23 protein-coding genes are annotated in these 24,036 nt (G+C 73.4%); 11 read left to right on the top strand and 12 right to left on the bottom strand.

The features are described 5' to 3' along the window. Positions 1-49 precede the first annotated feature (49 nt). Complete coding sequence (locus AB0B58_RS30960) at positions 50-925, bottom strand: hypothetical protein (RefSeq protein ID WP_360230717.1); 876 nt, start codon at positions 923-925, stop codon at positions 50-52. 187 nt (positions 926-1,112) lie between these two features. Between AB0B58_RS30960 and AB0B58_RS30955 the strand changes: the two genes are divergently transcribed. Next, positions 1,113-2,039: a DUF4240 domain-containing protein gene (locus AB0B58_RS30955; RefSeq protein ID WP_360230715.1), complete on the top strand. Its 927-nt coding sequence runs from the start codon at positions 1,113-1,115 to the stop codon at positions 2,037-2,039. Positions 2,040-2,065: 26 nt separating this feature from the next. Beyond that, positions 2,066-2,281 carry a nuclear transport factor 2 family protein gene (locus AB0B58_RS30950; RefSeq protein ID WP_360230713.1) on the top strand — a complete coding sequence of 72 codons (216 nt, stop codon included), beginning with the start codon at positions 2,066-2,068 and terminating at the stop codon, positions 2,279-2,281. Positions 2,282-2,290: 9 nt separating this feature from the next. On the opposite strand, the gene AB0B58_RS30945 is transcribed toward AB0B58_RS30950, so the two are convergent. The 10 genes from AB0B58_RS30945 to AB0B58_RS30900 all read right to left on the bottom strand — a co-directional run bounded on the left by AB0B58_RS30945 (position 2,291) and on the right by AB0B58_RS30900 (position 13,307). Further along, a complete protein-coding gene (locus tag AB0B58_RS30945; RefSeq protein WP_360230711.1) occupies positions 2,291-3,697 on the bottom strand; it encodes a M28 family metallopeptidase in 1,407 nt (468 codons plus the stop codon). Between the two features lie 129 nt (positions 3,698-3,826). Next, entirely contained in the window at positions 3,827-4,831 is a 1,005-nt protein-coding gene (locus AB0B58_RS30940) for a serine hydrolase (protein WP_360230709.1), read from the bottom strand. Between the two features lie 55 nt (positions 4,832-4,886). After that, positions 4,887-5,531 carry a response regulator transcription factor gene (locus AB0B58_RS30935; protein ID WP_360230707.1) on the bottom strand — a complete coding sequence of 215 codons (645 nt, stop codon included), beginning with the start codon at positions 5,529-5,531 and terminating at the stop codon, positions 4,887-4,889. A gap of 1 nt (position 5,532) precedes the next feature. Next, positions 5,533-6,750: a sensor histidine kinase gene (locus AB0B58_RS30930; RefSeq protein ID WP_360230705.1), complete on the bottom strand. Its 1,218-nt coding sequence runs from the start codon at positions 6,748-6,750 to the stop codon at positions 5,533-5,535. After that, positions 6,747-7,529 carry a hypothetical protein gene (locus AB0B58_RS30925; RefSeq protein WP_360230703.1) on the bottom strand — a complete coding sequence of 261 codons (783 nt, stop codon included), beginning with the start codon at positions 7,527-7,529 and terminating at the stop codon, positions 6,747-6,749. Before AB0B58_RS30925 ends, AB0B58_RS30930 begins: the two co-directional genes overlap by 4 nt. Positions 7,530-7,564: 35 nt before the next feature. Next, positions 7,565-8,065: an FtsX-like permease family protein gene (locus AB0B58_RS30920; RefSeq protein WP_360230701.1), complete on the bottom strand. Its 501-nt coding sequence runs from the start codon at positions 8,063-8,065 to the stop codon at positions 7,565-7,567. Then, positions 8,062-8,781, bottom strand: coding sequence for an ABC transporter ATP-binding protein (locus tag AB0B58_RS30915; protein WP_360230699.1), 720 nt, complete (start codon positions 8,779-8,781; stop codon positions 8,062-8,064). Before AB0B58_RS30915 ends, AB0B58_RS30920 begins: the two co-directional genes overlap by 4 nt. A 75-nt stretch (positions 8,782-8,856) precedes the next feature. After that, a complete protein-coding gene (locus AB0B58_RS30910) occupies positions 8,857-9,531 on the bottom strand; it encodes an ElyC/SanA/YdcF family protein (RefSeq protein WP_360230697.1) in 675 nt (224 codons plus the stop codon). A gap of 42 nt (positions 9,532-9,573) precedes the next feature. Continuing rightward, a complete protein-coding gene (locus tag AB0B58_RS30905; RefSeq protein WP_360230695.1) occupies positions 9,574-10,884 on the bottom strand; it encodes an ATP-dependent 6-phosphofructokinase in 1,311 nt (436 codons plus the stop codon). A 140-nt stretch (positions 10,885-11,024) separates the two neighbouring features. Then, on the bottom strand, positions 11,025-13,307 hold the full coding sequence (locus AB0B58_RS30900) for a glycoside hydrolase family 3 N-terminal domain-containing protein (RefSeq protein ID WP_360230693.1): 2,283 nt from the start codon (positions 13,305-13,307) through the stop codon (positions 11,025-11,027). A gap of 280 nt (positions 13,308-13,587) precedes the next feature. Here AB0B58_RS30900 and argC point away from each other — a divergent pair, with 280 nt between their 5' ends. From argC to argG, 8 genes are read left to right on the top strand one after another with little or no spacing between them, the layout of a single operon-like run. Further along, positions 13,588-14,589 (top strand): N-acetyl-gamma-glutamyl-phosphate reductase, encoded by a 1,002-nt coding sequence (gene argC, locus AB0B58_RS30895; protein ID WP_360230691.1) that lies wholly within the window; start codon positions 13,588-13,590, stop codon positions 14,587-14,589. Continuing rightward, positions 14,586-15,758 (top strand): bifunctional glutamate N-acetyltransferase/amino-acid acetyltransferase ArgJ, encoded by a 1,173-nt coding sequence (gene argJ, locus AB0B58_RS30890; RefSeq protein ID WP_360230689.1) that lies wholly within the window; start codon positions 14,586-14,588, stop codon positions 15,756-15,758. The genes argC and argJ overlap by 4 nt, the downstream gene beginning before the upstream one ends. Then, entirely contained in the window at positions 15,755-16,621 is an 867-nt protein-coding gene (gene argB / locus AB0B58_RS30885) for an acetylglutamate kinase (RefSeq protein WP_360230687.1), read from the top strand. The genes argJ and argB overlap by 4 nt, the downstream gene beginning before the upstream one ends. Next, positions 16,618-17,775: an acetylornithine transaminase gene (locus AB0B58_RS30880; RefSeq protein WP_360230685.1), complete on the top strand. Its 1,158-nt coding sequence runs from the start codon at positions 16,618-16,620 to the stop codon at positions 17,773-17,775. Before argB ends, AB0B58_RS30880 begins: the two co-directional genes overlap by 4 nt. Then, entirely contained in the window at positions 17,772-18,695 is a 924-nt protein-coding gene (argF, locus tag AB0B58_RS30875) for an ornithine carbamoyltransferase (protein ID WP_360230683.1), read from the top strand. The genes AB0B58_RS30880 and argF overlap by 4 nt, the downstream gene beginning before the upstream one ends. Next, positions 18,695-19,195: an arginine repressor gene (locus AB0B58_RS30870; protein WP_360230681.1), complete on the top strand. Its 501-nt coding sequence runs from the start codon at positions 18,695-18,697 to the stop codon at positions 19,193-19,195. Before argF ends, AB0B58_RS30870 begins: the two co-directional genes overlap by 1 nt. Continuing rightward, positions 19,192-20,076 (top strand): hypothetical protein, encoded by an 885-nt coding sequence (locus tag AB0B58_RS30865; protein ID WP_360230679.1) that lies wholly within the window; start codon positions 19,192-19,194, stop codon positions 20,074-20,076. Before AB0B58_RS30870 ends, AB0B58_RS30865 begins: the two co-directional genes overlap by 4 nt. A gap of 13 nt (positions 20,077-20,089) precedes the next feature. Then, entirely contained in the window at positions 20,090-21,343 is a 1,254-nt protein-coding gene (gene argG / locus AB0B58_RS30860) for an argininosuccinate synthase (RefSeq protein ID WP_360230677.1), read from the top strand. Between the two features lie 6 nt (positions 21,344-21,349). Here argG and dapE read toward each other — a convergent pair whose 3' ends face one another. After that, on the bottom strand, positions 21,350-22,417 hold the full coding sequence (gene dapE, locus AB0B58_RS30855; RefSeq protein ID WP_360230675.1) for a succinyl-diaminopimelate desuccinylase: 1,068 nt from the start codon (positions 22,415-22,417) through the stop codon (positions 21,350-21,352). 69 nt (positions 22,418-22,486) lie between these two features. Between dapE and argH the strand changes: the two genes are divergently transcribed. Beyond that, on the top strand, positions 22,487-23,917 hold the full coding sequence (argH, locus tag AB0B58_RS30850) for an argininosuccinate lyase (RefSeq protein WP_360230673.1): 1,431 nt from the start codon (positions 22,487-22,489) through the stop codon (positions 23,915-23,917). Positions 23,918-24,036 lie beyond the last annotated feature (119 nt).

The following is a 24,036-nucleotide window of genomic DNA, read 5'->3' as shown; positions in this document are numbered from 1 at the left end:
TTCACGGGGACCCGGCCGTCTTTTGAGCGCCGGGGCGGGCGGGGTGCGCCTATGGCGCGTCGGTAGCGCCTGAAACGTCCGGTCTGGTGCGGTCGGCACGGCGGACCCGCCACAGCAGCAGGCCGCATACGAGGCCCGATGCCGCCGCCAGCGCGACCAGCCGGTCGGGATACGTCAGCACGGGCGCGACCAACATCATGAACAGTGGCAGATCCCCCAGCTGCAGCACGGCGAAGGCGGCCGTGCACGCCGCCAGCAGCGCGGCGGCCCGGGACCGGACCGCCGGGTCGACGGCGACGAGGATCATCACGATCAAGGCGGCCAGCGCCACGTACGTGACGCCGTAAATCGTCCGGATCGCGTCCGTCGAGATCGCTGCGGTCGGATAGAAGCCGGGGTCGACGAGGTATTCGACCGACGTCGGGTCGGGCGCGGCGAAGTACTCGGTGAAGAGCGGAAACAACGCCGAGGACGCCGCGGTCACCGCCGCAACGGCCGACAACAGCCGACGGCCGGCAGGCCCGAGTCGATGGGCCGCGGCAGCGAGCGGGCCGGAAACGCTCAACAGCAGCGCGACCGCGGCGGCCATCAGCGGCCACCACTGGGCGCCGGCAGGTGCGCTGTCATCCAGATCGGTGTCGGCGCCTCGAGCGACGATGAACTCGAACACCACGGCGGCCCATACGACCGGCACCGCAAGGATCCGCCGCCGCGACGTGACGGCGGCGCCGACCGCCATCCAGACCACGGCGCGCAGCCACACCGATCCCGCGACGGCGAACGGCGAATCGGGGGCGCGCAGCGCGAACACCGCCTGGTCGATGATCGGGCGCAGCGTGCCGGCGGCGAGGACGGTGGTGCCGACCAGCGCGACGACGGCGGCCGCCGCGCGCCACCGCGCGGTCCCCTCGGCCGAAGCCGCCATGACAATGCCTCCCAGCTGCGAAAACGAGTCGCCACGTTAGCACCGGGTCGCACCGGCGCAACGTCTGCTTCCGGGCGGTCGGGGCCGCGTGCGCGGCCGAAAGGCGGCCCGCCCGCGCTGTTACGCCCGGTCGGCCCGGTCGTGCGGATGATCTTTCGCGGGGTCGTCGGCTGGCAGGATCTCGGCCATGACACGGGAGGAGTTCTGGGCGCTGATCGGCAGCCGGAGCGGCGACGACGACTTCGCCGCCCTGACGGACGAGCTCGCCACCCGTGACGCCGCGACGATCATCGCCTTCGAGGATCGGCTTAGTGAGGTCCTGCACGCGCTCGACACGCCCGCGCACGCCAAGGCCGCCCGGGTGCACAGCGACTGGTTCCTCTACGTGCGCTGCGCCGCCGTCGCGGCCGGCCGGGAGACCTACGAGGCGATCCTGGCGCGGCCCGCCGAACTGCGCCGTTTCCGGCGGCGGGAGGCCGAACTCCTGCTTGCGGTGGCGTCCTCGGCGTATGAGCGCGGCACCGGACGGCTCTGGGAACACGAGACGGCGCTCAGCTACGAGTCCGGCACCAATCCGGCATGGGGCGAGCCCCCGTCACCTCCGCGGCCGGCACCCGCCGCCGACGGCGCCCGGCCGGACGACTGGCTGCATCTGCCCGGGCCGGACGACTGGCTTCAGCTGATCGCGGTCACCCTGCCGGGCAACGACTACGCGCACGACGTCGAGCTCATCGCCTACGCGGTCGGCCGGGATCCCGCCTGGCGGGCCTGGTGGGCGGAGTCGGGGATTCCCGGGTGCGAGCTCTTCCTCGGCGATCCCCGCGTCGTCGGTGAGTCCGTGGTCCTGGTTGGTACCGGCCGGGTCGAGGCGCGCGGGTACGCCTCGTACGGCGAGCTCCCGGAGGCGATCGCGGACGTCACCGCGCTCTTCGCCGTGGTCCGGGCCCGGCTGGGCCTGTCCGAGCCGCCGCCGATGCCGGATCTGCCCGACGACCTGCCGCCGGGATACCGCCCCGCCGTCGGGGACCTGCCGAAGATGGGCCTGCTGCAGGTTCTGCTGGGCCTCTGGCGAATGCGCAGGAACCGCCGCCAGGAGACGATGCCGCCCCGCTGATCCCGGCGGGGTCCAGGATGGGTGTCATGGACCGGATCGTCGCTGAGGTGCTGGCCGCCGCCGGGCGTGGGGACACCGCCGCGCTGAAGGTGCTGCTGCACCCCTACCTGCACTGGCACGAGCCGCGCCTGGACCTGCGTGGCCGCAACAAGGTGCTGGCGCGGCTGGCGGCCGCGCCCGCGCCGGGCCCGCCGGCCTCCTACGAGCTGCGGGACGGGCAGATCTACCGCTGGAACGGCTGAGCCGCCGCCTCAGCTCGACGGCCGCGGCGCCGCCACCGGGCTGCGGTGGCCGCTGCGGTCCAGCGCGCGTACGCCGAAGAAGACGTTGTCCTTCGACAGGTCGATCGTCACCGTGGTCACGTTCCCGACCGCCATCGCGTTCGTCCAGTCCGGGGCGGTCGTCTCGCGCCAGACCACCTCGTAGCCGGCCAGGTCCGCCGCCGTGCCCGGCTGCCAGCGCAGCGTCGTCGCGTTGGTCAGCTGGGTCGTGTCGATCACCACGCCGGTCGGTGTGCCCGGCGCCTGTGCCAGCGACCACAGCACCGCCCCGTTCACCCGGGCCACCCGAGCGATGTAGGCGAAGTCGCAGTATTCGACCAGGTCTCCGTACTGGATGCCGTTCTCGACGCGGACGTCCTGGTGCTCGTGGGCGAAGTTCTCCCGCGGCTCGGTGAAGCGGGCCGCGGGGTAGCCGCGGAGCAGGAACGAGATGTGGTCGCTGCCGCGCAGGTAGCGGTCGCGCCGCCAGACCACGCGGACCTTCATCCCGGTCTGCGGATTCTCCGCGACGTCCCGGACGAAGCGGCCCAGCTGCCGCGACGGGCCGTCGTTCTCGCCGCCGACGGACCTGCGGACGTTCGCCTCCGCGGCCGTCTCCGCGGTGGGCACGCCCTCGACGAACAGCCGCACGGTACGCGGGTCCGCGGCCGTGCCGTCGTGCGCGTCGCCGGTGCCGACGATGTCGTTGCTGAACATGGCCTGCACGTCGGCGCCCGCGTCGCGGAACTGCTGGGCCAGGTGGTCGGAGCCGTACAGGCCTTGCTCCTCGCCCGCGACGGCGGCGAAGACGATGGTCGCCTCGGTGTGCCGGGTGGCCATCACGCGGGCCAGTTCCATGATGACCGCCACGCCGGAGGCGTCGTCGTCGGCGCCCGGTGCGTCGCTGGTGGCGTCCATGACGTCGGTGGCGCGCGAGTCGTAGTGGCCGGTCACCACGTACACCCGGCCGGGTTCGGCGTCGCCGCGCAGCGTGGCGACGACGTTGGTGATCCGGGTCGGCACGGGGATGCGCGGCGCCGGCGGCTGGACGAAGGACTGCAGCTCGACGGTCATCCGCCCGCCCGACTCGGCGGCGTACGCGCTGAGCCGCTCGAAGATCCAGTCCCGCGCCGCGCCGATGCCCCGCACGGGGTTGTCCTGTGCGGAGAGGGTGTGCCGGGTGCCGAAGGCGGCGAGCCGGGCGACGGTGGTGCCGATCCGGTGCGGATCGATCTCCCGGAGCATCGCCTTGAGCTCCCGGTCGGGCGCCTGCCGGCGCGGGCCGCGGCCGGCGGCGTTGGCGCGGCCGGCGCCGAGCACGGGCGTCGCGGCGGCGGCCGCCGAGGCCGACAGGAACGCGCGCCGCGAGGACGTGGGCCTTTCGCGCTGATCTGTCATACCCGCATGCTTGTCCACAAGCGAGCACATGTCCATGCCCATCGATGTCGGATCTGGTCGCCGGCCTCTCCGGCGGTGCCGGGCGGCCGGCCGCGCGGGCCCGTGGTCGACGGGCCCGCGCGGCGCGGATCAGCCGCCGTTGACCGGGCGGAACGGCTTGGGCAGCGAGCGCGGCGCCGCCGAACGGGTCGCCGGCGCGGGCGTCGCCGGCAGGTTGTCCATCAGGGTCCGGCCGATCCTGGCGTGCGCCTGCACCGCCGGGTGGGTCGCGCCGTAGTTCTCGGGCTCGCCCAGGCCCTCGGCGAACATCGCGTACGTCAGCAGCGGCACGCCCGTCTCGTCGAACATGATGCCGGCCTCGTGCCGCGACTCGCCGAGGCTGTTGAAGTCGGCGCCGTACTTCGTCGCGACCCGCTCGCGCTCGCGCGACGACATCACCCGGCGGACGCCGTCGTGGTAGCCGTTGAGCCATCGCGTGATGCTCAGCAGGAAGTCGCAGGAGGCCGGCGCGAGCAGCGTCCTGGTCGCCAGCCGCCAGAGCAGGTCGTGCATCTCCCGTGGGGTGGTCGTGCCGAGGAAGAACCGGTTCGGGTTGGCCACCGGCTCGACCCGGGTGTGCACGAAGCCCTTGGCCGCGAGGATCTCGTTGATCTCCAGGGCCGGCACGACGCGGCCGCACATGCGCACGGCGGTGTTGTCCGAGACCAGCAGCATCGCGGTGAGGAAGTTGGCGACCGTGATCTCGTCACCCCACACCCGGTGCAGGTGGTAGATGCCCGAGCCGCCGAGGATGATGCTCGCCGGCAGGTCCAGCTTGGTGCCCAGGGTCAGTTCGCCCCGGTCGATCTTGTCCATGACCGCGGTGGCCACGGCGAGCTTCTGCACGCTGTAGCCCTGCGTGACGTGATCGGCGTCGTCCTCGACCACCGGCCTTGGCGTGCCCGCCGGGTCGACGGCGGCGATGTGGGTGTGCCATACGCCGCCCGCCTTGGCCTTCTCCTTGTCGTACACCTTCCGGATGCGCGCCGGCCCGGACCGCGCCGCCTCGGCGGGCGAGCTCATGCCGACGCCCGCGATCGTGGCCGCGGCGGCGCCCAGGCCCAGCGCCGTTCGGCGGGACACACTTGTTGACATCGTTCTCCCTCAGTGGACGGACGGGTGGCCACGCGGCAAGGTACAACACGTCCGCTCATGATCGGAGATAGCGCAGCACGGCCAGGACGCGCCGGTGGTCGGTGCGCGCCTGCGGCAGGTCCAGCTTGGTGAAGATGGCCGTCACGTGTTTCTCGACGCTGCGCTCGACCACGTGCAGCGCGTCGGCGATCGCCACGTTCGAGCGTCCCTCGGCGAGCAGGCCGAGGATCTCCCGCTCCCGCTCGGTGAGCCGGGCCAGCCCGGCGTCGACGGCCGGGCCGGCGAGAAGCTGCCGGACCACCTCCGGGTCGAGGGCCGTGCCGCCGGCGGCGACCCGCCGCAGCGCGCCGACGAACTCGTCCGTGCTCACGATCCGGTCCTTGAGCAGGTAGCCGACGCCGCCGACGCGCTCGGAGAGCAGCTGCCGCGCGTAGCTGGTCTCCACCCACTGCGAGAAGACCAGGACACCGACCTGCGGGTACGCCGACCTGATCGTCAGCGCCGCACGCAGCCCCTCGTCGGTGTGCGTCGGCGGCATCCGGACGTCGACGACGGCGGCGTCGGGCGGATCGGCGGCGACCGCGGCGAGCAGCGCGGAAGCGTCGGCGACCGCGCCGGCGACCTCGATGTCGTGCTCGCCGAGCAGCAGCGCGATGCCGTCGCGCAGCAGGGGGTTGTCCTCGGCGATCACCACGCGCATGTCAGGTCTCCACGGGAAGGGTCATGGTCACGGTAGTCGGGCCTCCCGGTGGCGAGTCGACGGTCAGCGAGCCGTCCAGCGCGGACGCCCGGCGCGCGAGGCCCGCGAGCCCCGTGCCGGGGGAGTGCAGGGTCGCGCCGCCGCGCCCGTCGTCGGTGACCGTGAGCCGCAGCCGCCCGTCGACCGTGTGCAGGCCGACGCGCACCCGGCTCGCGCCCGCGTGCCGCGCCGCGTTGGTGAGCAGCTCGGCCACCGCGAAGTACAGCGCGGAGGCGGTCGCGTCCGGCGGCCGCGCGTCCGGCGAGACGGTGACCTCGGCGGGGACGGCGCTGCGGGCCGCGAGGGTGGTCAGCGCGACGTCGAGGCCGTCGTCGAGCGCGGGCGGGTGCATGCCCCGGACGATGTCGCGCAGCTCGGCGAGCGCCTCGGTGACTGTGCCCCGGGCGTCGGCGGCCATCGTGCGTACGGCCTCGTCGGTGCTGCGGTGCTCGATCCGCGACAGGGTGACGCCGAGCGCGACCAGCCGGGCCTGCGTACCGTCGTGCAGGTCGCGCTCGACGCGGCGCAGCATCGCGGTCGCGTCGGCCTGCAGGGCGGCCCGGCCCGCCTCCAGCTCGGCGATGCGCCGCTGCGACCGGCTCGGGTGCAGCAGCGCCCGGACCAGGAGGGCGTCGGCGGCGACGACCAGCCGCACCCACCAGGGCAGCGCGAGCAGGACCGCGACGGCCTGCAGCGCGATCCACCAGGTGTGCGCCCAGCCGTCGGCGTCGAACGCGCCGAGATCGGCCGGCACCGCGAACCACCACAGTGGATACGTGAGCGCCGCGGGCCCGACGACGAGGGCGATCGCCGCCGGGTACGCCCCGGCGATCGTCAGCGGCCAGCGGGCCAGGCAGTAGCCGAGCGCACGCCAGGCGGCCGGGTCCCGCAGCAGCGCCGTGATCCGCCGCCAGGGCGTGCCGGCCGGCAGCGGCGGCGGGTCGCCCCACCGCCAGCCGAGGAAGTAGCGGGCGTGGCCGCGGAACCAGCGCGGGGTGAGCCGGGCCAGGGCCAGCACCCCGATCAGGATCGGCAGGCCGACGGTCAGCGCCGAGGACACCGCCGCGACGATGCCGATCAGCCCGAGCACGAACGTCGGCGCCGCGACCAGCGCCCCGGTGATCAGGTAGCCGAGCTCGCGCCAGGTGCGCGCGGTCAGCCAGACCCGCAGCACGATCATCCGACCACCTCGATCGGCGGCCGGCGCAGGGCCAGCGCCGTCGGCAGGACGGTGCCGGCCGACACCAGCGCCGCGGTGCCGAGCACGCCCGCGAGCAGCCAGGGCAGGGGCAGCCACGGCACCCAGGTGCCCAGCGCGGTGTGCAGCAGCGGCAGCAGCGTCGTCGTCGCCACGACCGCGGCCACCGCCAGCGCCGTACCCGTCACCACCAGAGCCTCGCAGAAGACCACGGCCAGCGTGCGCCCCCGGGTGCCGCCGGATAGTTGGGTGACCGCCAGGTCGCGGCGCCGGGCCAGCACGAGCGTGACCAGCGTGTTCAGCGCGGCCACCGCCGCGAACGCCGTGTAGACGGCCGTGCCGGAGTACTCCAGCCAGCGGTCCGCGGCCGGGCCCGGCTCGCCGGTGACGTGCACCCTCGTCGTGTACGAGGCGACCTTGACCGCCGCGAACGCCACCGCGAGGGTGAGCGGCACCAGGGCGCCGGACAGCGCCTTCGCGCGGACCCCGACGTTGTCGGCCGCGAGGCGCCCGGCGTCGCCGAGCAGGCGCGCGGCCGGCGCGGCGACCGTGAGCAGCGCCGGGCCGAGGCAGCCGGCGCCGACGCACATCGCCAGCATCACGAAGAGCCCGGCCTGGTCGGCGACCTCCGCCGGGCGGCCGGCGATCGACGCGGACAGCCCGATCCCGCCGCAGACGAGGATCAGGCCCGCCACGGTACGGACGCCGCCGGTCCGCCGCCGGGGCGCCGCGGTCTCGGCCAGCGCGACCGCCGGACGCACCCGGGAGGGCCGTACGGCGGCGACGAGCGCGCCGATCAGCGAGGTGCCGAGGTGACCGCGAGGGCGATCGGCAGCGCCGCGGCGTGGCCGTGGAAGGTGACCGCCGGTGGCGCGATGCCGTGCGAGACCAGGGCGTCGAGCCAGGCCCGGCCGCCGAACGAGCCGGACGGCACCCCGGCCAGGGTTGCGGGCACGGCCACGCACGCGGCCTGCGCGGCGATCGCCCGGCGTACCCGGCCCGGGGTGGCGCCGATGGCCCGGACCAGGGCGATGTCGCGGGCCTGTTGCGCGATCGTGGCGCTCATCGTGACGCCGACGATGATGATCGACAGATAGATCGCGAGCATCAGGAAGATCATCGCCATGTCGGGCAGGCCGCTGCCGGTCACCGCGCGCCGGGCGGCGGGGTCGAGCGGCGCCCGGTCGACCGAGGTCATGATCCCGAGCGCGGCCGTGACCAGCGCGGCCGCCAGGAACTGGGTGGCGGCCGGGCCGAGGAACGACCAAGGGTTGCGGCGCAGGGCCTGCCGGATCACGCCGCCACCGCCGAAACGCCGCGCAGCCGGTCGGCGATCGCCGCGGCGTCCGGGGTCGGGCCGTCGGCGGCGAGGGCGCCGTCGCGCAGCAGGATCAGCCGGTCGCTCCAGGCGGCCGCCGCCGGATCGTGGGTCACCATCACCACCGTCACCCCGTCACGGTCGACCGCGTCGCGGAGCAGGGCGAGTATCCGGCCGCCGGTCGCCGGGTCGAGCGCGCCCGTCGGCTCGTCCGCGAGGATCACCGCGGGCCCGGTCACCAGCGCCCGGGCGATCGCCACCCGCTGGCGCTGCCCGCGGGAGAGCTCACCGACCGGGCGCCGGCCCAGCCCGCCGAGGCCGACGGTCTCCAGCACGTCCTCGATGCGGCGCGGGCGCGGCCCGCCGAGCCGGCCGGGCAGGGCGACGTTCTGCCGCACGCTCAGCTCGGAGAGCAGGTTGTACGACTGGAAGACGAAGCCGAGCCGGTCGCGCCGCAGCCGGGTCAGCGGGCCCTCGCGCATCCGGGTGATGTCGCGCCCGGCCAGCCGCACGGTGCCGGCGGTGGGCCGGTCGAGCCCGGCGGCGCAGTGCAGCAGCGTGCTCTTGCCCGAGCCGGTCGCGCCCATGACGGCGACGAACCGCCCGCCGGGCACGGCCAGCGACACGTCCCGCAGGGCGACGACGCCGCGGGGGAAGCGGCGGGTGACGGCGGTGAGTTCCAGGACGGGTTCCATGCGGTCCAGCCTGGCCGCGGCGGGCGCCGCGGTCAGCCGGGGAGGCCCGCCCGGCCCGGTACGGGCAGCCGCACCTCAGCCGCTCGCGAGGGCCGAGCCGACGCCCGGCTCCAGCGGGCCGAGGAAGACCGGGTCGCGGCCCGAGACCACGTCGGTCAGGGCCTTGACCACCGCGCCGCGCTCGCGGATGACGCACTTGCGCCACGGCTCGGCGTAGATCCGCACGCTGTCGTCGCCGATGCCGCTGGCGTCCACGCCGAGGCGCCGGCACAGCGCCACCGCCCGGTCGATGTGGTAGCTCTGGGTCACCACGATCGCCTCGCCGACCCCGAAGACCTTTTTGGCCCGGGCGCACGAGTCGTAGGTGTCGAAGCCCGCGTGGTCCAGCACCACCCGCTGGCTCGGCACGCCGCGGTCGATCAGCCACCGGAACATTGCGCCGGGCTCGTTGTAGCCCCAGTCCATGTGGTCGCCGGAGACGAGGATCGCCTTGACCTTGCCGGTGACGAGCAGCTGCCGGGCGATCTCCAGCCGGGCGGCGAGGAACGGCGACGGGCTGCCGTCCGGGTAGACCTCGGAGCCGAGCACGAGCGCGACCGGCGCGGCCGGGACGTCCGCCGCGCTGTATACGTGGCCGGAGGCCCCGGCGCGCACCCACAGGTCGCCGGCGGCCATCGCGAGCACCGCCGCGGCCACGCAGAGTGCACCCGCCACCACGATCCGCTTGAACCACGCTCTGATCCTGACCATGTGCGTCACCCTGTCAGCCTGCGTCAACAGCGCGGGTGAATCTCAGCCGACGGTGAAGTCCGGCGGCTGGCCGGTCGCCTCGAGCACCGACAGCCACAGGTCGCCGCCCGGGTCGACCCGGTTGCGGCCGGAGACGGCCAGCGGGATCGGTACGTGCACGAACCGCCCGCGCCAGGTGCCCACCACCAGCTCGGTGCGCCCGGCCATCGCCGCGTGCACCGCGGCCTGCGCGAGCCGCAGGCAGTACCCGCTGTCGTACGGGTTGGCGGGCACGCTGCGGATCGCGTAGCTCGGGTCGATGTACTTGAGGTTGACCTCCCGCGCGGCCGCCGCGAAGTCGTCTAGGATGCGGTCGCGCAGGTACAGCCCGAAGTCGCCCAGCTTGCGGTTGCCGGAGGCGTCGAGGCGCGGCGGCGCGTCCCGCAGATACTCCTGGCCGGTGCCCTCCGCGACCACGACCAGCGCATGCCCGCGGTCGGCGACCCGGCGGCGCAGCGCCGGCAGGAAGCCGTCCATGGCGAAGGGCACCTCGGGGATCAGCACGTAGTCGGCGTCGTTGTTGGCCAGCGCGGCGTAGCAGGCGATGAAGCCGCTGTGCCGGCCCATCAGCTGCACCAGCCCGACACCGGAGGGCTGCGCGGCGGCCTCGACGTGCGCGGCGCGGATCGACTCGGCGGCCTTTGTGAACGCGGTCTGGAAGCCGAAGCTCTGCCCGATGTACGGGATGTCGTTGTCGATGGTCTTGGGCACGCCGACCACCGCGATCCGGCGGTCCCGCGCGGCGATCGTCGCCGAGATCAGCCGGGCGCCGCGCATCGAGCCGTCCCCGCCGACTACGAACAGGACGTTGACACCCAGCTGCTCGAGGCAGTCGACGATCCCCTCCGGGTCCTGGTTGCCGCGCGAGGTGCCGAGGACGGTGCCGCCGTGCTCGTTGACGTACGCGACGCTGTCCGGGGTCAGCTCGACGACGCCGCGCCCGTGCCCCGGCGCGAGTCCCTGGAAGCCGTTGCGGAAGCCGACGATGCGCGAGACGCCGTACTGGTTGTTCAGCGACAGGACCAGGCCGCGGATCACGTCGTTGAGTCCGGGGCAGAGGCCACCGCAGGTGACGATCCCGGCGCGGATCTTCGACGGGTCGAAGTAGATCCTCCGGCGCGGGCCGCCCGGCTCGAAGCTCGGCAGGTCGGGCCCGCGCGCGGCGATCATCGCGACCGTGTCGTCGAGGAGCACCCGGTCGGACTCGTCGACGTAGTGCTCGGTGGTGCCCCGCCGGTTGACCAGCGCGCCCAGCGGCGAGGGGATGCGCGGCTCGCCCAGGCTCCTCACGTGCAGCGCGGCCGGATCCACCATGCCCGGAGACTAGATCGCCATCGTTACGGCGAGGTTTTCCGCCAGGAGTGCTCGGGCTCGTGCACGACGGCGTCGATCCGGGCCATGCCGATCCCCTCTCCACCGAGCCTGCCGAGCAGTATCCTCCGGCCCGCGTCGCCTCAGCCGATCCGGAAGCGGGCGCCGATCAGGCTCTCCGGGCGCGAGTCCGGGCCGACCAGCAGGTCGAAGTCGCCCGGCTCCACGACCCGGCGGGCGTCCGCGGTGACCAGGGAGCACTCGGCCGCCGGCACCTCGATCGACACGACGACGCTCTCGCCGGCCGCCACCGGCACCTGCCGGTACGCCTTGAGCTCCCGGGCCGCCCAGGTGACGCTGGTGACCAGGTCGCTGACGTACACCTGCACGGTCTCCAGCGCCGGCCGGGTGCCGGTGTTGGTCAGCCGTACGCTCGCCCGCACGACGCCCGTCGGCGTCACGTCGGGCTCGGCGATGCTCAGGTCCGAGTACTCGACGGTGGTGTAGCTCAGGCCCTGGCCGAAGGCGAAGAGCGGGTCCTGCGTCAGGTCCGCGTAGCGGGTGCCGTGCTGGCCGCGGACCTGGTTGTAGTAGACCGGCTGCTGGCCGACGTGCCGGGCCGCCGAGACGGGCATCCGGCCGGTCGGCTCGATGAGGCCGAGCAGCAGCTCGGCCAGGGCCCGGCCGCCGCGCATGCCGGGGTTGAACGCCTGCACGATCGCGGCCGCGCCCAGCGCGGACGGGGGCAGCGCGGCCGGCTTCGAGTTGAGCAGCACCAGCACGACCGGGGTGTCCGTCCCGGCGAGCGCGTCGAGCAGCGCGATCTGGCCACCCTGCAGCTCCAGGGTCGCGGTGGACTTGCTCTCGCCGGTCAGCGCGACGGTGTCGCCGACGACCACGACCGCGTAGTCGGCGGCGCGGGCGACGGCGACGGCCTCGGCGATCAGCGCCGGGTCGGCGGTGGCCGGCTCGGAGATCGGCGGCCGGGGTTGCCCGTCCGGGTAGGCGGCGCCGGCCGGGTCGGGCACGAGGCGCTCGATCTCGGCGCCGAGCGCGGTCGTGATGCTCCAGCCGGCCGGGGCGACGGCCCGGAAGCCGTCCAGCACGGTCTCGATCAGCTCGCGGGGCTGGCCCTCGGGCATCCAGTCGACCTGGCCGGACGCGCCGGCCCAGTCGCCGAGCTGGGACTGCGGTGCGTCGGCGTTCGGGCCGATGACCGCGATCGTCCGCGGGGCGCCGGTGCACGTCGCCCGGCCGTCGTCGCCCGGTGTCAGGCCGCCGGCCAGCGGCAGCGTGCCGTCGTTGGTGAGCAGCACCAGCGAGCGGCGGGCCACCTCGAGGTTGAGCGCGGCGTGGTCGGCGTGCCCGATCACGGCGGCCTGCCGTGCGGCGTCGGGCGCCCGCGGGTTCTCGAAGAGCCCGAGCTCGAACTTGAGCCGCAGGATCCGCCGGACCGCGGCGTCGATCTCCTCCTCGGCGATCAGGCCCCGCTCGACGGCGGTCTGCGCGCCCTCGAAGAAGCCCGGCGTGGTCATCACCAGGTCGTTGCCGGCGCGCACCGCGCTCGCCGCGGCCTCGACCAGGTCGGCGCAGACCTGCTGCTCCCAGACCATCCGCCCGACGTTGTCCCAGTCGGTGACCAGCGTGCCGGTGAAGCCCCACTCCCGCTTGAGGACGTCGTGCAGCAGCCACCGGTTCAGGGTGATCGGCACGCCGTCGATCGACTGGTAGCCGAGCATGAACGTGCGGCAGCCCTCGCGGGCGACCCGCTCGAACGGCGGCAGGAACCAGGACCGCAGCTTGCGGGGGCTCAGGTCGGCCTCGCTGGCGTCGCGGCCGCCCTGTGTCTCCGAATAGCCGGCGAAGTGTTTGGCCGAGGCCAGGATCGCGGTCGGGTCGGCGAGGCCGCTGCCCTGGTACCCGCGGACCATCGCGGCGCCGAGCTCGCCGATCAGGAAGGGGTCCTCCCCGAAGGTCTCGTCCAGGCGGCCCCAGCGCAGGTCGCGCGCGATGCACAGGACGGGGGAGAAGGTCCAGTGGATGCCGGTCGCGGAGACCTCGACGGCGGTGACCCGGGCGACCCGCTCGACCAGTTCCGCGTCCCAGCTCGCCGCCATCGCGAGCTGGGTGGGGAAGACGGTCGCGCCGGGCCAGAAGCCGTGCCCGTGTATGCAGTCCTCGGCGGTGATCAGCGGTATGCCGAGCCGGGTGCCCGCGGCCAGGTCGACGGCCTCGAGCATGCGCTGCGGGGAGGCGTGCAGGATCGAGCCCGCCAGCCGGGTGCCGACCGTGTCCTTCAGGTCCTGCCGCGCGTCGAGCTGCAGCATCTGGCCGACCTTCTCGGGCAGGGTCATCCGGCCCAGGAGATCGTCGACGCGCTGCTCAACGGACAGGCTGGGATCGCGGTAAGGGTCGTCAGCGGCCACGAGTCTCCTCCGGATCGACCGCGCGACACACGGTCCTTGGAACGCAACACATCGGTAAACGTTCGGAAGTGTCGCACAAGCCGGAACCGGTACCGGCGCCCCCCGGGGTCGGATCTTTGGTCAATCAGTACCGGAACCGGAGCGAACGGGAGCGAATTTGTGCGTTCCGGTGCCGGCCGCCCGGTTCGCGGCCCCGACCGGGTGACTGCATAAATATATGAACTTGCCGCATGGCTATGCGCGTTGATACGGTTCGCTGCATAGTCATGCGGAGGTAAGTATGGGAATCAGGGTCGCCGTCGCCGGGGCGAGCGGGTACGCCGGGGGCGAGCTGCTGCGCCTGATCGCCGGGCACCCCGAGCTCGACCTCGTCGCCGCCACCGCGCACAGCAGCGCCGGCAAGCCCGTGTCCGCCGTACACCCGCAGCTCGCGGGCCTGGACCTGGTCCTCGGCGCGACCGACGCCGCCGGCCTGGCCGACGCCGATCTGGTCTTTCTCGCCCTGCCGCACGGGCAGTCGGCGGCCCTGGCCGCGCGGCTGCCCGACGGGGTGAAGGTCGTCGACCTGGGCGCCGACTTCCGGCTGCGGGACGCCGGCGCGTGGGACCGCTACTACGGCGGCACGCACGCCGGCACCTGGACCTACGGCCTGCCGGAGCTGCCGGGGCACCGGGCCGCGATCGCCGCGAGCGACCGGGTGGCGAACACCGGCTGCTACGCGGCCACGATCACCCTCGCCCTGGCACCGCTGATCGCCGCGGGCGCCGCCGACCCGGCCGACGTCGTGGTCGTCGCCGCCTCCGGCACGTCCGGCGCGGGCCGCTCGGCGAAGGTGAGCCTGCTCGCCAGCGAGGTGATGGGCGACCTGTCGCCCTACAAGGTCGGCGCGCACCAGCACGTTCCCGAGATCAAGCAGGCCAGCGGCGCGACCTCGCTGTCGATGACCCCGGTGCTCGCACCGATGCCCCGCGGCATCCTCGCGACGGTCACCGCGAAGCCGCTCGGCGACGCCGACCCCCGCGAGATCCTGGCCGCCGCCTACGCGGACGAGCCGTTCGTGCACGTCCTCCCGGCCGGCACCTGGCCGCACACCGCGGCCACCGCCGGCTCCAACTCCTGCCACCTACAGGCCACCCTCGACGTCGACTCCGGCCGGATCGTCGTCGTCAGCGCGCTGGACAACCTCGGCAAGGGTGCCGCCGGCCAGGCCGTGCAATGCGCCAACCTCATGCTCGGCCTGCCGGAGACGACGGGCCTCTCGGTATTCGGAGTCGCACCATGACTGTCACCACCCCCAAGGGTTTCCGGGCCAGCGGCGTCGCCGCCGGGCTCAAGAGCGACGGCGGTCTCGACGTCGCGCTCGTCGTCAACGACGGGCCGGACGCCACCGTGGCCGGCGTCTTCACCGCCAACCGGGTCAAGGCCGCCCCCGTCATGTGGAGCCAGCAGGTCCTCAAGGGCGGCGTGGTGCGTGCCGTCGTGCTCAACTCGGGCGGCGCCAACGCCTGCACCGGTACGCAGGGCTTCCGGGACACCCACGCGACCGCCGAGCACACCGCCGCCGTGCTGCGCGGCGGCTCCAAGCCGCTGCTCGTCGGCCCCGGCGACATCGCGGTCTGCTCGACCGGCCTGATCGGCGAGCTGCTGCCGATGGACAAGCTGCTGCCCGGGGTGAACGCCGCCGTCAAGGCCCTCAAGACCGACGGCGGTACGGCCGCCGCGACCGCGATCATGACCACCGACACGGTGGCCAAGAACGCCGTGTTCTCCGGCGACCGCTGGTCGATCGGCGGGATGGCCAAGGGCGCGGGCATGCTCGCGCCCGCCATGGCCACGATGCTCGTCGTGCTCACCACCGACGCGGTCGCCGGCTCCGAGTCGCTGGACGCGGCGCTGCGCGAGGCCACCCGGCTCACCTTCGACCGGATCGACGCCGACGGCTGCATGTCCACCAACGACACCGTGCTGCTGCTCGCCAGCGGCGCCTCCGACGTGCAGCCGACGCAGGAGGAGCTGACCGCCGCGGTCACCGCCGTCTGCCACGACCTGGCGCAGCAGCTCATCGCCGACGCCGAGGGCGCGACCAAGCACATCGCCATCGAGGTGCTCGGCGCCGCCACCGAGAGCGACGCGGTCGAGGTCGGCCGCACGATCGCCCGCAACAACCTGGTCAAGACGGCGCTGTTCGGCAACGACCCGAACTGGGGCCGCATCCTCGCCGCGGTCGGCACCACGCAGGCGGCGTTCGCGCCGGACCGCGTCGACGTCGCCGTCAACGGCGTGTGGGTGTGCCGGGGCGGCGCGGCGGCCGAGGACCGGTCCAAGGTGGACCTCGCCGGCCGCGACGTCACCATCACCGTGCACCTGCACGAGGGTGAGATGTCCGCGACCATCTGGACCACCGACCTGTCGCACGCCTACGTGCACGAGAACTCGGCGTACTCGTCGTGACCCCGAACGAGAAGGCCGCCACGCTGATCGAGGCGCTGCCGTGGCTCGAGCGGTTCCACGGCAGCACCGTCGTCATCAAGTACGGCGGCAACGCGATGATCGACCCGGAGCTGCAGCGCGCCTTCGCCGCCGACATGGTCTTCCTGCGCTACGCCGGGATCCGGCCGGTCGTGGTGCACGGCGGCGGGCCGCAGATCTCGTCGATGCTGGGCCGGCTGGGCATCGAGAGCGAGTTCCGCGGCGGCCTGCGGGTCACCACCCCCGAGGCCATGGACGTGGTGCGGATGGTCCTGGTCGGCCAGGTCGGCCGGGAGCTCGTCGGGCTGATCAACGAGCACGGCCCGTTCGCCGTCGGGCTCTCCGGCGAGGACGCCCGGCTCTTCACCGCCGTGCGCCGGCACGCGGTGATCGACGGCGAGCCGGTCGACATCGGCCAGGTCGGCGACGTCGCGCACGTCGACACCTCGGCCGTCGACGACCTGATCGCCGCCGGGCGCATCCCGGTCGTCGCCACCGTCGCGCCGGACGCCGACGGCGTCGTGCACAACGTCAACGCAGACACCGCCGCGGCCGCACTGGCCGTCGCGCTCGGCGCCCGCAAGCTGGTCGTGCTCACCGACGTGCCCGGCCTCTACACGAACTGGCCCGACACCTCCACGCTCACCTCCCGGATCGACACCGACGCCCTGGAGAAGCTGCTGCCCAGCCTCCAGTCCGGGATGGTGCCGAAGATGGAGGCCTGCCTGCGCGCCGTGCAGGGCGGCGTGCCCGCGGCACACGTGGTCGACGGCCGGGTACCGCACTCGACGCTGCTCGAAGTTTTCACCTCGGAAGGAATCGGCACGATGGTGACTCCCGCATGACCACGTTCACTGACCGCTGGTCGCAGAGCATGATGAACAACTACGGGACGCCGTCGCTCGGCCTGATCGCCGGGTCCGGGTCCGTCGTGGTCGGCGAGGACGGCAAGGAGTACGTCGACATGCTCGGCGGCATCGCCGTCAATGCGCTCGGCCACTCACACCCGGCCATCGTCGCCGCCGTCTCCCAGCAGGTCGCCACGCTGGGCCACGTCTCCAACCTCTACATCGCCGAGCCGCCGCTGGCCCTGGCCGAGCTGCTGCTGGTCCTCGCCGGGCGCCCCGGCCGGGTCATCTTCGGCAACTCGGGCGCCGAGGCGAACGAGGCCGCGTTCAAGCTGTCCCGGCTCACCGGCCGGACCCACGTGGTGGCGGCCGAGGGCGGATTCCACGGCCGCACGATGGGCGCCCTGGCCCTGACGGGCCAGCCGGGCAAGCGGGAACCCTTCCGGCCGCTGCCCGGCGAGGTCACCCATGTCCCGTACGGCGACAGCGAGGCCCTGCGTGCCGCCGTCACCGACGAGACCGCCATGGTCATCCTCGAGCCGATACAGGGCGAGATGGGCGTGGTCGTGCCGCCGCCCGGATACCTCGCCGCGGCCCGGGAGATCTGCACGGCCACCGGCGCGCTGCTCGTGCTCGACGAGGTGCAGACCGGCATCGGCCGCACCGGGCACTGGTTCCACCACCAGAGCGAGGGCATCGAGCCGGACGTCGTCACCCTGGCCAAGGGCCTCGGCGGCGGGCTGCCGATCGGCGCGTGCATCGCGTTCGGCGCGGCCGCCGACCTGTTCGGGCCGGGCTCGCACGGCACCACCTTCGGCGGCAACCCGATCAGCTGCGCGGCCGGCCTCGCCGTGATCCGGACCATCGCCGGCGAGGGCCTGCTCGACCACGTCAAGCGGGTCGGCGAGCTGATCCGGCACGGCGTCGAGGGGCTCGGCCACCCGAAGATCGCCGGCGTACGGGGCGCGGGCCTGCTGCTCGGCATCGTCCTCAACGAGCCGGTCGCCGCGGAGCTCGGGGCGTCGCTGCGGGACGCGGGATTCCTGGTCAACCCGATCCAGCCGGACGTCATCCGGCTCGCGCCGCCGCTGATCCTGACCACGGCGCAGGCCGAGGCGTTCGTGACGGCACTGGGGGAGGCACTCTCATGACCCGGCACTTCCTGCGCGACGACGACCTGTCCCCGGCCGAGCAGGCCGCGGTGCTCGACCTCGCCGCGGCGATGAAGGCCGACCGGTTCGCGTACCGGCCCCTCGCCGGGCCGCAGTCGGTGGCGGTCTTCTTCGACAAGGTCAGCCTGCGTACCCGGCTGTCGTTCGAGGCCGGCATCGCCGAGCTGGGCGGCCACGCGATCGTCGTGGACACCCAGGCCACCCACTTCGGCCGCGGCGAGTCGCTGCTGGACGCGGGCCGGGTCGTTTCCCGGTATGTGTCCGCCATCGTCTTCCGCACCTCCGGCGACGAGCGGCTGGCCGAGCTCGCCTCGGACGTGCGGGTGCCGGTGGTCAACGCGCTGACCGACGGCTTCCACCCGTGTCAGCTGCTGGCCGACCTGCAGACGATCCGCGAGCGGTTCGGCGGCACGGCCGGCCGCACGCTCGCCTACGTCGGCGACGCCGCGAACAACATGGCCCATTCGTACCTGCTGGCCGGGGCGACCGCGGGCATGCGCGTACGGGTCGCCGGCCCGGAGGGTTTCGACCCGGACCCGGAGGTGGTGGCGCGGGCCACCGAGATCGCCGCCACCACCGGCGGCTCGGTCCGCGTGCTGCGCGACCCCTACCAGGCCGCCGCCGGCGCGCACGTGCTCGCCACCGACGCGTGGACCTCGATGGGGATGGAGGACGACGGCATCGACCGGCGGACGCCGTTCCGGCCGTACCAGATCAACAAGGAGCTGGTCGCCGCCGCCGCGGCCGACGCGATCGTGCTGCACTGCCTGCCCGCCCACCGCGGTGACGAGATCACCGACGAGGTGATGGACGGCGCGCAGAGCGCGGTCTTCGACCAGGCCGAGAACCGCCTGCACGCGCAGAAAGCGCTGCTCGCCTGGCTATTGGCCGCCGAGTAATGACCGGGCCGGGCACCCGTGCCGCGCGGCACGCGCGCATCGTCGACCTGATCCGGGACAAGGCCGTCCGCTCGCAGACCGAGCTCGCCGACCTGCTCGGTCTCGACGGCGTACAGGTCACCCAGGCGACGCTGTCGCGCGACCTTGAGGAACTGCGTGCCGTCAAGGTCGGCGGGGTCTACGTCATCCCCGAGGACGGGCTGCCCGCGCTGCGCCCGGTGGAGCAGGCGCCCGCCCGGCTCGTCCGGCTGCTGCGGGAACTGCTCAACTCGGTCGACGTCAGCGGCAACCTCGTCGTGCTGCGGGTGCCGCCCGGCGCCGCGCAGTTCCTGGCCAGCGCCCTCGACCGCTCGGGCCTGCCGGACGTCGTCGGCACCATCGCCGGCGACGACACCATCCTCGTGGTGGCGCGTGACTCCGGCGACGGGCCGGGCGCCGCGCTCGCCGAGAAGCTCACGGCCTGGAGCCGTGCCGACCCGCAGGAAGGAAGCCAACCGTGACCTCTCGGCCCGCCGTCGAGGCCCATTTTCCCGGCTTCGCCGACAACATGCAGAAGCTGCTCGGACACGGCCTCGAGTTCTACCTGGCGTCCAACGAGTCGCTGCGCCCGTTCCTCAACGAGGCGCCGTACGGACACAAGCTCACCTGGCTGGACTTCACCGACACGGCCGACAAGGGCTGGGACACCGGCGAGTTCCTCAACCTGTTCAACGTGATCAACGGCATCGCGTTCGGCGACCGGGGCATCCCGATGCCGCAGTGGGTGATGGTCGATTTGATCCTGATGCCCTCGGCCGCGGTCATCGCCGCCCTGCCGCAGTCGTCGTTCACCGAGATCCTCGAGACCAGCGCCTTCGACGAGGACGCGAAGCGCCACCTGCGTGCCGTCTTCGAGCGGGCGAAGCAGAGCGACTACAACGGCCCGATCCCGATCGGCGGCTACTGCGCGGCGCCGAGCGCGGCGCCGGGCACCTGGGTCGGCTGGTCACTGTGGTCGGTGATGACAAACGTCGGCCTGGGCCGCGCGCTCAAGGCGCTGGCGCTCTCGGCGTACCAGGCGGAGAAGCTCGACGGCGTCACCCAGTACGACAACAGCGCGCTGCGGGTGCACACCCGCTTCGGCCGGCTGCGCATCATGGTCGCCACCGTGCCGTTCCACACCTCGCCGGGCTCGTTCGTCTACGAGAACGACTTCACCGTGCCGGTGACCGCGCCGGAGCCGGCGCCGACGTTCCTGCTCGACCCGTTCGACTACGAGCGGCAGCGCGCCATGCAGAAGGCCATCGAGGCCCGGGAGTCCACGTTCTACGTGCTGGCACCCGGCCACCTCGTCCGGGAGGGGACGACGTACGTGCCCATCCTCGAGATCCCCGCGTCCTGATAAGGAATCACTGATGTCCAAGCGCAAGATCGTCCTTGCCTTCTCCGGCGGCCTCGACACCTCGTACGCCCTGGTCTGGCTGCGCGAGCAGGGCTGGGAGGTGCTCACCGCCAACATCGACACCGGCGGCCTGCACAGCGGAGAGGGCGACGCCGTCCGGGCCCGCGCGGAGGAGCTCGGCGCGGGCAGGCACTTCGTCATCGACGCCCGCGAGGAGCTCTACTCGCGCGTGGTCACGTACGCGATCAAGGCGAACTACCTGCGCAACGGCGGCTACCCGTCCTGCGTCGGCGCGGAGCGCCTGGTGCAGGCGGAGAAGGTCGTACAGTGCGCCCTGGACAACGGCGCGGACGCGATCGCGCACGGATCCACCGGCGCCGGCGCCGACCACGTGCGCTACGACTCGGTGATCCGCGCGCTCGCGCCGCAGCTGGAGATCATCACCCCGATCCGTGACGACCGGCTGACCCGCGAGTTCGAGCGGGACTTCCTGCGGCAGCACGGCTTCGAGACCAGCGACAAGGTCACCACGTACTCGATCAACGAGGGCCTGATCGGCACGTCGATCGGCGGCAAGGAGACCTACGGCTCCTGGGACTACCTGCCCGAGGACGCGTGGGAGAGCACCAAGGCGATCAAGGACGCGCCCGAGGACGGCATCGAGCTGATCCTCGGCTTCGAACGCGGCGAGGTGACCTCGGCCACCACGCTCGACGGCACCCCGATCGAGGGCACCGGCCCGGACGCGCCCAACTACGCGATCCTGCGTTCGCTCAACGTGCTCGCCGCCGAGCACGGCGTCGGCCGCGGCATCCACATGGGCACCACCATGGTCGGCAACCTGGCCCGGGTCGGCTTCGAGGCGCCCGGCATGCTCACGCTGATCGCCGCGCACCGCGAGCTGGAGCGCCTGGTGCTCAGCAACCGGCAGCAGGCGACCAAGGCCACCCTGGGCACCACGTACGGCGACCTCCTGCACGAGGCCGTCTACTACGACCCGATCCTGGACGACCTGCGGGCGTTCCTGGACTCCAGCCAGTCCCGGGTCACCGGCGAGGTGCGGGTGCGGCTGCAGAAGGGCAACGTGATCCCGCTCGGCAGCCGCAGCCCGTACAGCCTGCTCGACGCCGCCACCCGCCAGGGCGTGGTCTACGGCTACGGCTCGTCGCTGTGGACCGGCGAGCAGGCCCGGGCGTTCGCGCACATGTACGCGATCCCGGGCGCCATCGCCGAGAACGCCGGCCTGGGCGAGCCGCGGAAGCCCTGAGCCGTGTCAGCGCAGCCAGGCGGCGAGCACCCGTTCGCACTCGCGGAGGTCCGCCGTCGGCAGGTGCTCCTCGTCGGTGTGCGCCAGCAGCGGGTCGCCCGGCCCGTAGTTGACGGCCGGGATGCCCAGGCTCGCGAAGCGGGCCACGTCCGTCCAGCCGAACTTCGGCGCGGGCGGCCGGCCCACCGCGGCCAGGAACTCGGCCGCCGCGGGCTGGTCCAGGCCGGGGCGCGCGCCGGAGGCCTGGTCACGTACCTCGAGCTCGTAGCCGGCGAACACCTCTTGCAGGTGGGCGAGGGCGGTGGGAATGTCGCGGTCGGGCGCGAAGCGGTGGTTGATGTCGATCACGCACTGGTCCGGGATCACGTTGCCGGCGATGCCGCCGGAGATGTTGACGGCGTTGAGGCCCTCGCGGTACTCGAGGCCGTCGACCTCGACGGTCCGCGGCTCGTAGGCGTTGAGGATCGCGAGCACGTCGCCGGCGGCGTGTACGGCGTTGACGCCGCGCCACGACCGGGCGGCGTGCGCGGCCCGGCCCGCCAGGGTGATGCGCACGCGCATCGTGCCCTGGCAGCCGCCCTCGACCGTGCCGTTGGACGGCTCGCCGAGGATGGCGAAGTCGCCGGCCAGCCAGTCGGGGTGGTTGCGCACGAGGCGGCCGAGGCCGTTACGCACCGAGGCGACCTCCTCGTTGTCGTAGAACACGAAGGTGAGGTCGTTGCGGGGCTCGGGAACGGTCGCGGCGATGCGCAGCTGGGCGGCGACGCCGCCCTTCATGTCGACGGTGCCGCGGCCGTGCAGGATCTCGTCCGCGCCGGTGCCGGTGATCCAGGTCGGCAGGTTGTCCTTGATCGGCACGGTGTCGAGGTGACCGGCGAGTACGACCCGCCGGGCCCGGCCCAGGCCGGTGCGGGCGACGACGGCGTCGCCGTCGCGCAGCACCTCGAGGTGGCCGAGCTTGCGCAGCGAGGCCTCGACGGCGTCCGCGATCGGGGCCTCGTCCCCACTCACCGAGGGGATGTCACAGAGCGCGCGGGTGAGGGCGACGACATCGTCGTGCAGGTCAAGCGTCATGCGGGCGAGATTACCGCCCGTCGGTAAGGTCATTTCGACCGAGTAACACCGATCTTGAGGAGCGAGCACGTGCCGGAGACCGAAGGTCCGACCAGGCTGTGGGGTGGCCGTTTCGCCGGCGGACCGGCGGACGCCCTGGCCCGCCTGAGCGTGAGCGTCCATTTCGACTGGCGCCTGGCACCATACGACCTGGCCGCGTCCCGGGCGCACGCCCGCGTGCTGGCCGGTGCCGGCCTGCTGGACGCCGGCGAACTGGGCCAGATGCTGGCCGCGTTGGACGACCTGGAGTCGGCGTGCGCGGCGGGGGAGTTCCGCCCGACCGTCGAGGACGAGGACGTGCACACCGCGCTGGAGCGGGGGCTGCTGGAGCGCCTCGGCGCGCTCGGCGGCAAGCTGCGCGCGGGCCGCTCCCGCAACGACCAGGTCGCCACCGACCTGCGCATGTACCTGCGCGACCACGCCCGCGGCGTGGCGGCCGCGGTCGTCGAGCTGGCGGACGCGCTGATGGAGCAGGCGGGCCGGCACGTCGACACGCCCGCGCCGGGCATGACCCACCTGCAGCACGCCCAGCCGGTGAGCTTCGGCCACTGGCTGCTGGCGCACGTGCAGCCGTTGCTGCGCGACCTGGACCGGCTGCGCGACTGGGACGAGCGCACGGCGATCTCCCCGCTCGGCTCGGGCGCGCTCGCGGGCTCGTCGCTGCCGCTGGACCCGGGCGCGGTGGCGAAGGAACTGGGCTTCAAGGCCCCGGCGCAGAACTCGATGGACGCGGTCTCGGACCGCGACTTCGTCGCCGAGTTCCTCTTCATCACCAGCCTGATCGGCGTGCACCTGTCCCGCCTCGGCGAGGAGGTCGTGCTCTGGACCTCGCAGGAGTTCAGCTGGGTGATCCTGGACGACGCATTCGCGACCGGCTCGTCGATCATGCCGCAGAAGAAGAACGCGGACATCGCGGAGCTGGCCCGGGGCAAGGCGGGCCGGCTGATCGGCGGCCTGGTCACGGTGCTGACCATGCTGAAGGGCCTGCCGCTGACCTACGACCGCGACATGCAGGAGGACAAGGAACCGGCCTTCGACGCGATCGACACGCTGCAGCTGCTGCTGCCCGCCCTGGCGGGCATGATCTCGACGATGACGGTACGCGTCGACCGGCTCGCGGCGGCGGCACCGGTCGGCTTCTCGCTGGCCACGGAGGTGGCGGACTGGCTGGTGCGCAGGCACGTCCCGTTCCGCGACGCCCACGAGATCACCGGGCGCCTGGTGGCGCTGTGCGCGGCCCGCGAGTGCGAGCTGGAGGACGTCTCGGACGACGACCTGAAGACGGTGAGCGAGCACCTGGACCCGGCGGTCCGCGAGGTGCTCAGCGTCCGCTCGGCGCTGGCGGCCCGGACGACGGCGGGCTCGACGGGCCCGGGCCCGGTGGCGGACCAGCTGCAGGCGGCCTCGGACCGGCTCGACGGCTGGCGCGAATGGTCCATCGAGCGGGTCGTCCCGCGCTGATCCCGGCGGGCCGGCGCCGGACCTCGCGTCCCGGCGCCCGGCCCGCGTCGCGGCCGCCGGGCGGTCAGCCCGCGGTCAGGATCTTCTCGCGGTCTTCGTCCCGCGGGGTCTGCTGCTTC

Source organism: Actinoplanes sp. NPDC049118 (assembly GCF_040648555.1).
Lineage (GTDB): Bacteria > Actinomycetota > Actinomycetes > Mycobacteriales > Micromonosporaceae > Actinoplanes.
The sequence above is the reverse complement of the archived record's forward strand: the minus strand, read 5'-3'. Positions and strand labels throughout refer to the sequence as shown.

What these genes read in the sequence shown, in the direction of transcription:
- AB0B58_RS30950 (WP_360230713.1), top strand. Translation starts at nt 2,066, where the DNA reads ATGGACCGGATCGTCGCTGAGGTGCTGGCCGCCGCCGGGCGTGGGGAC.
- AB0B58_RS30960 (WP_360230717.1), bottom strand. Translation starts at nt 925, where the DNA reads ATGGCGGCTTCGGCCGAGGGGACCGCGCGGTGGCGCGCGGCGGCCGCC.
- argC (WP_360230691.1), top strand. Translation starts at nt 13,588, where the DNA reads ATGGGAATCAGGGTCGCCGTCGCCGGGGCGAGCGGGTACGCCGGGGGC.
- AB0B58_RS30915 (WP_360230699.1), bottom strand. Translation starts at nt 8,781, where the DNA reads ATGGAACCCGTCCTGGAACTCACCGCCGTCACCCGCCGCTTCCCCCGC.
- dapE (WP_360230675.1), bottom strand. Translation starts at nt 22,417, where the DNA reads ATGACGCTTGACCTGCACGACGATGTCGTCGCCCTCACCCGCGCGCTC.
- AB0B58_RS30910 (WP_360230697.1), bottom strand. Translation starts at nt 9,531, where the DNA reads ATGGTCAGGATCAGAGCGTGGTTCAAGCGGATCGTGGTGGCGGGTGCA.
- AB0B58_RS30955 (WP_360230715.1), top strand. Translation starts at nt 1,113, where the DNA reads ATGACACGGGAGGAGTTCTGGGCGCTGATCGGCAGCCGGAGCGGCGAC.
- argJ (WP_360230689.1), top strand. Translation starts at nt 14,586, where the DNA reads ATGACTGTCACCACCCCCAAGGGTTTCCGGGCCAGCGGCGTCGCCGCC.
- argF (WP_360230683.1), top strand. Translation starts at nt 17,772, where the DNA reads ATGACCCGGCACTTCCTGCGCGACGACGACCTGTCCCCGGCCGAGCAG.
- argG (WP_360230677.1), top strand. Translation starts at nt 20,090, where the DNA reads ATGTCCAAGCGCAAGATCGTCCTTGCCTTCTCCGGCGGCCTCGACACC.
- AB0B58_RS30880 (WP_360230685.1), top strand. Translation starts at nt 16,618, where the DNA reads ATGACCACGTTCACTGACCGCTGGTCGCAGAGCATGATGAACAACTAC.
- AB0B58_RS30930 (WP_360230705.1), bottom strand. Translation starts at nt 6,750, where the DNA reads ATGATCGTGCTGCGGGTCTGGCTGACCGCGCGCACCTGGCGCGAGCTC.
- AB0B58_RS30935 (WP_360230707.1), bottom strand. Translation starts at nt 5,531, where the DNA reads ATGCGCGTGGTGATCGCCGAGGACAACCCCCTGCTGCGCGACGGCATC.
- AB0B58_RS30905 (WP_360230695.1), bottom strand. Translation starts at nt 10,884, where the DNA reads ATGGTGGATCCGGCCGCGCTGCACGTGAGGAGCCTGGGCGAGCCGCGC.
- AB0B58_RS30940 (WP_360230709.1), bottom strand. Translation starts at nt 4,831, where the DNA reads ATGTCAACAAGTGTGTCCCGCCGAACGGCGCTGGGCCTGGGCGCCGCC.
- AB0B58_RS30870 (WP_360230681.1), top strand. Translation starts at nt 18,695, where the DNA reads ATGACCGGGCCGGGCACCCGTGCCGCGCGGCACGCGCGCATCGTCGAC.
- AB0B58_RS30945 (WP_360230711.1), bottom strand. Translation starts at nt 3,697, where the DNA reads ATGACAGATCAGCGCGAAAGGCCCACGTCCTCGCGGCGCGCGTTCCTG.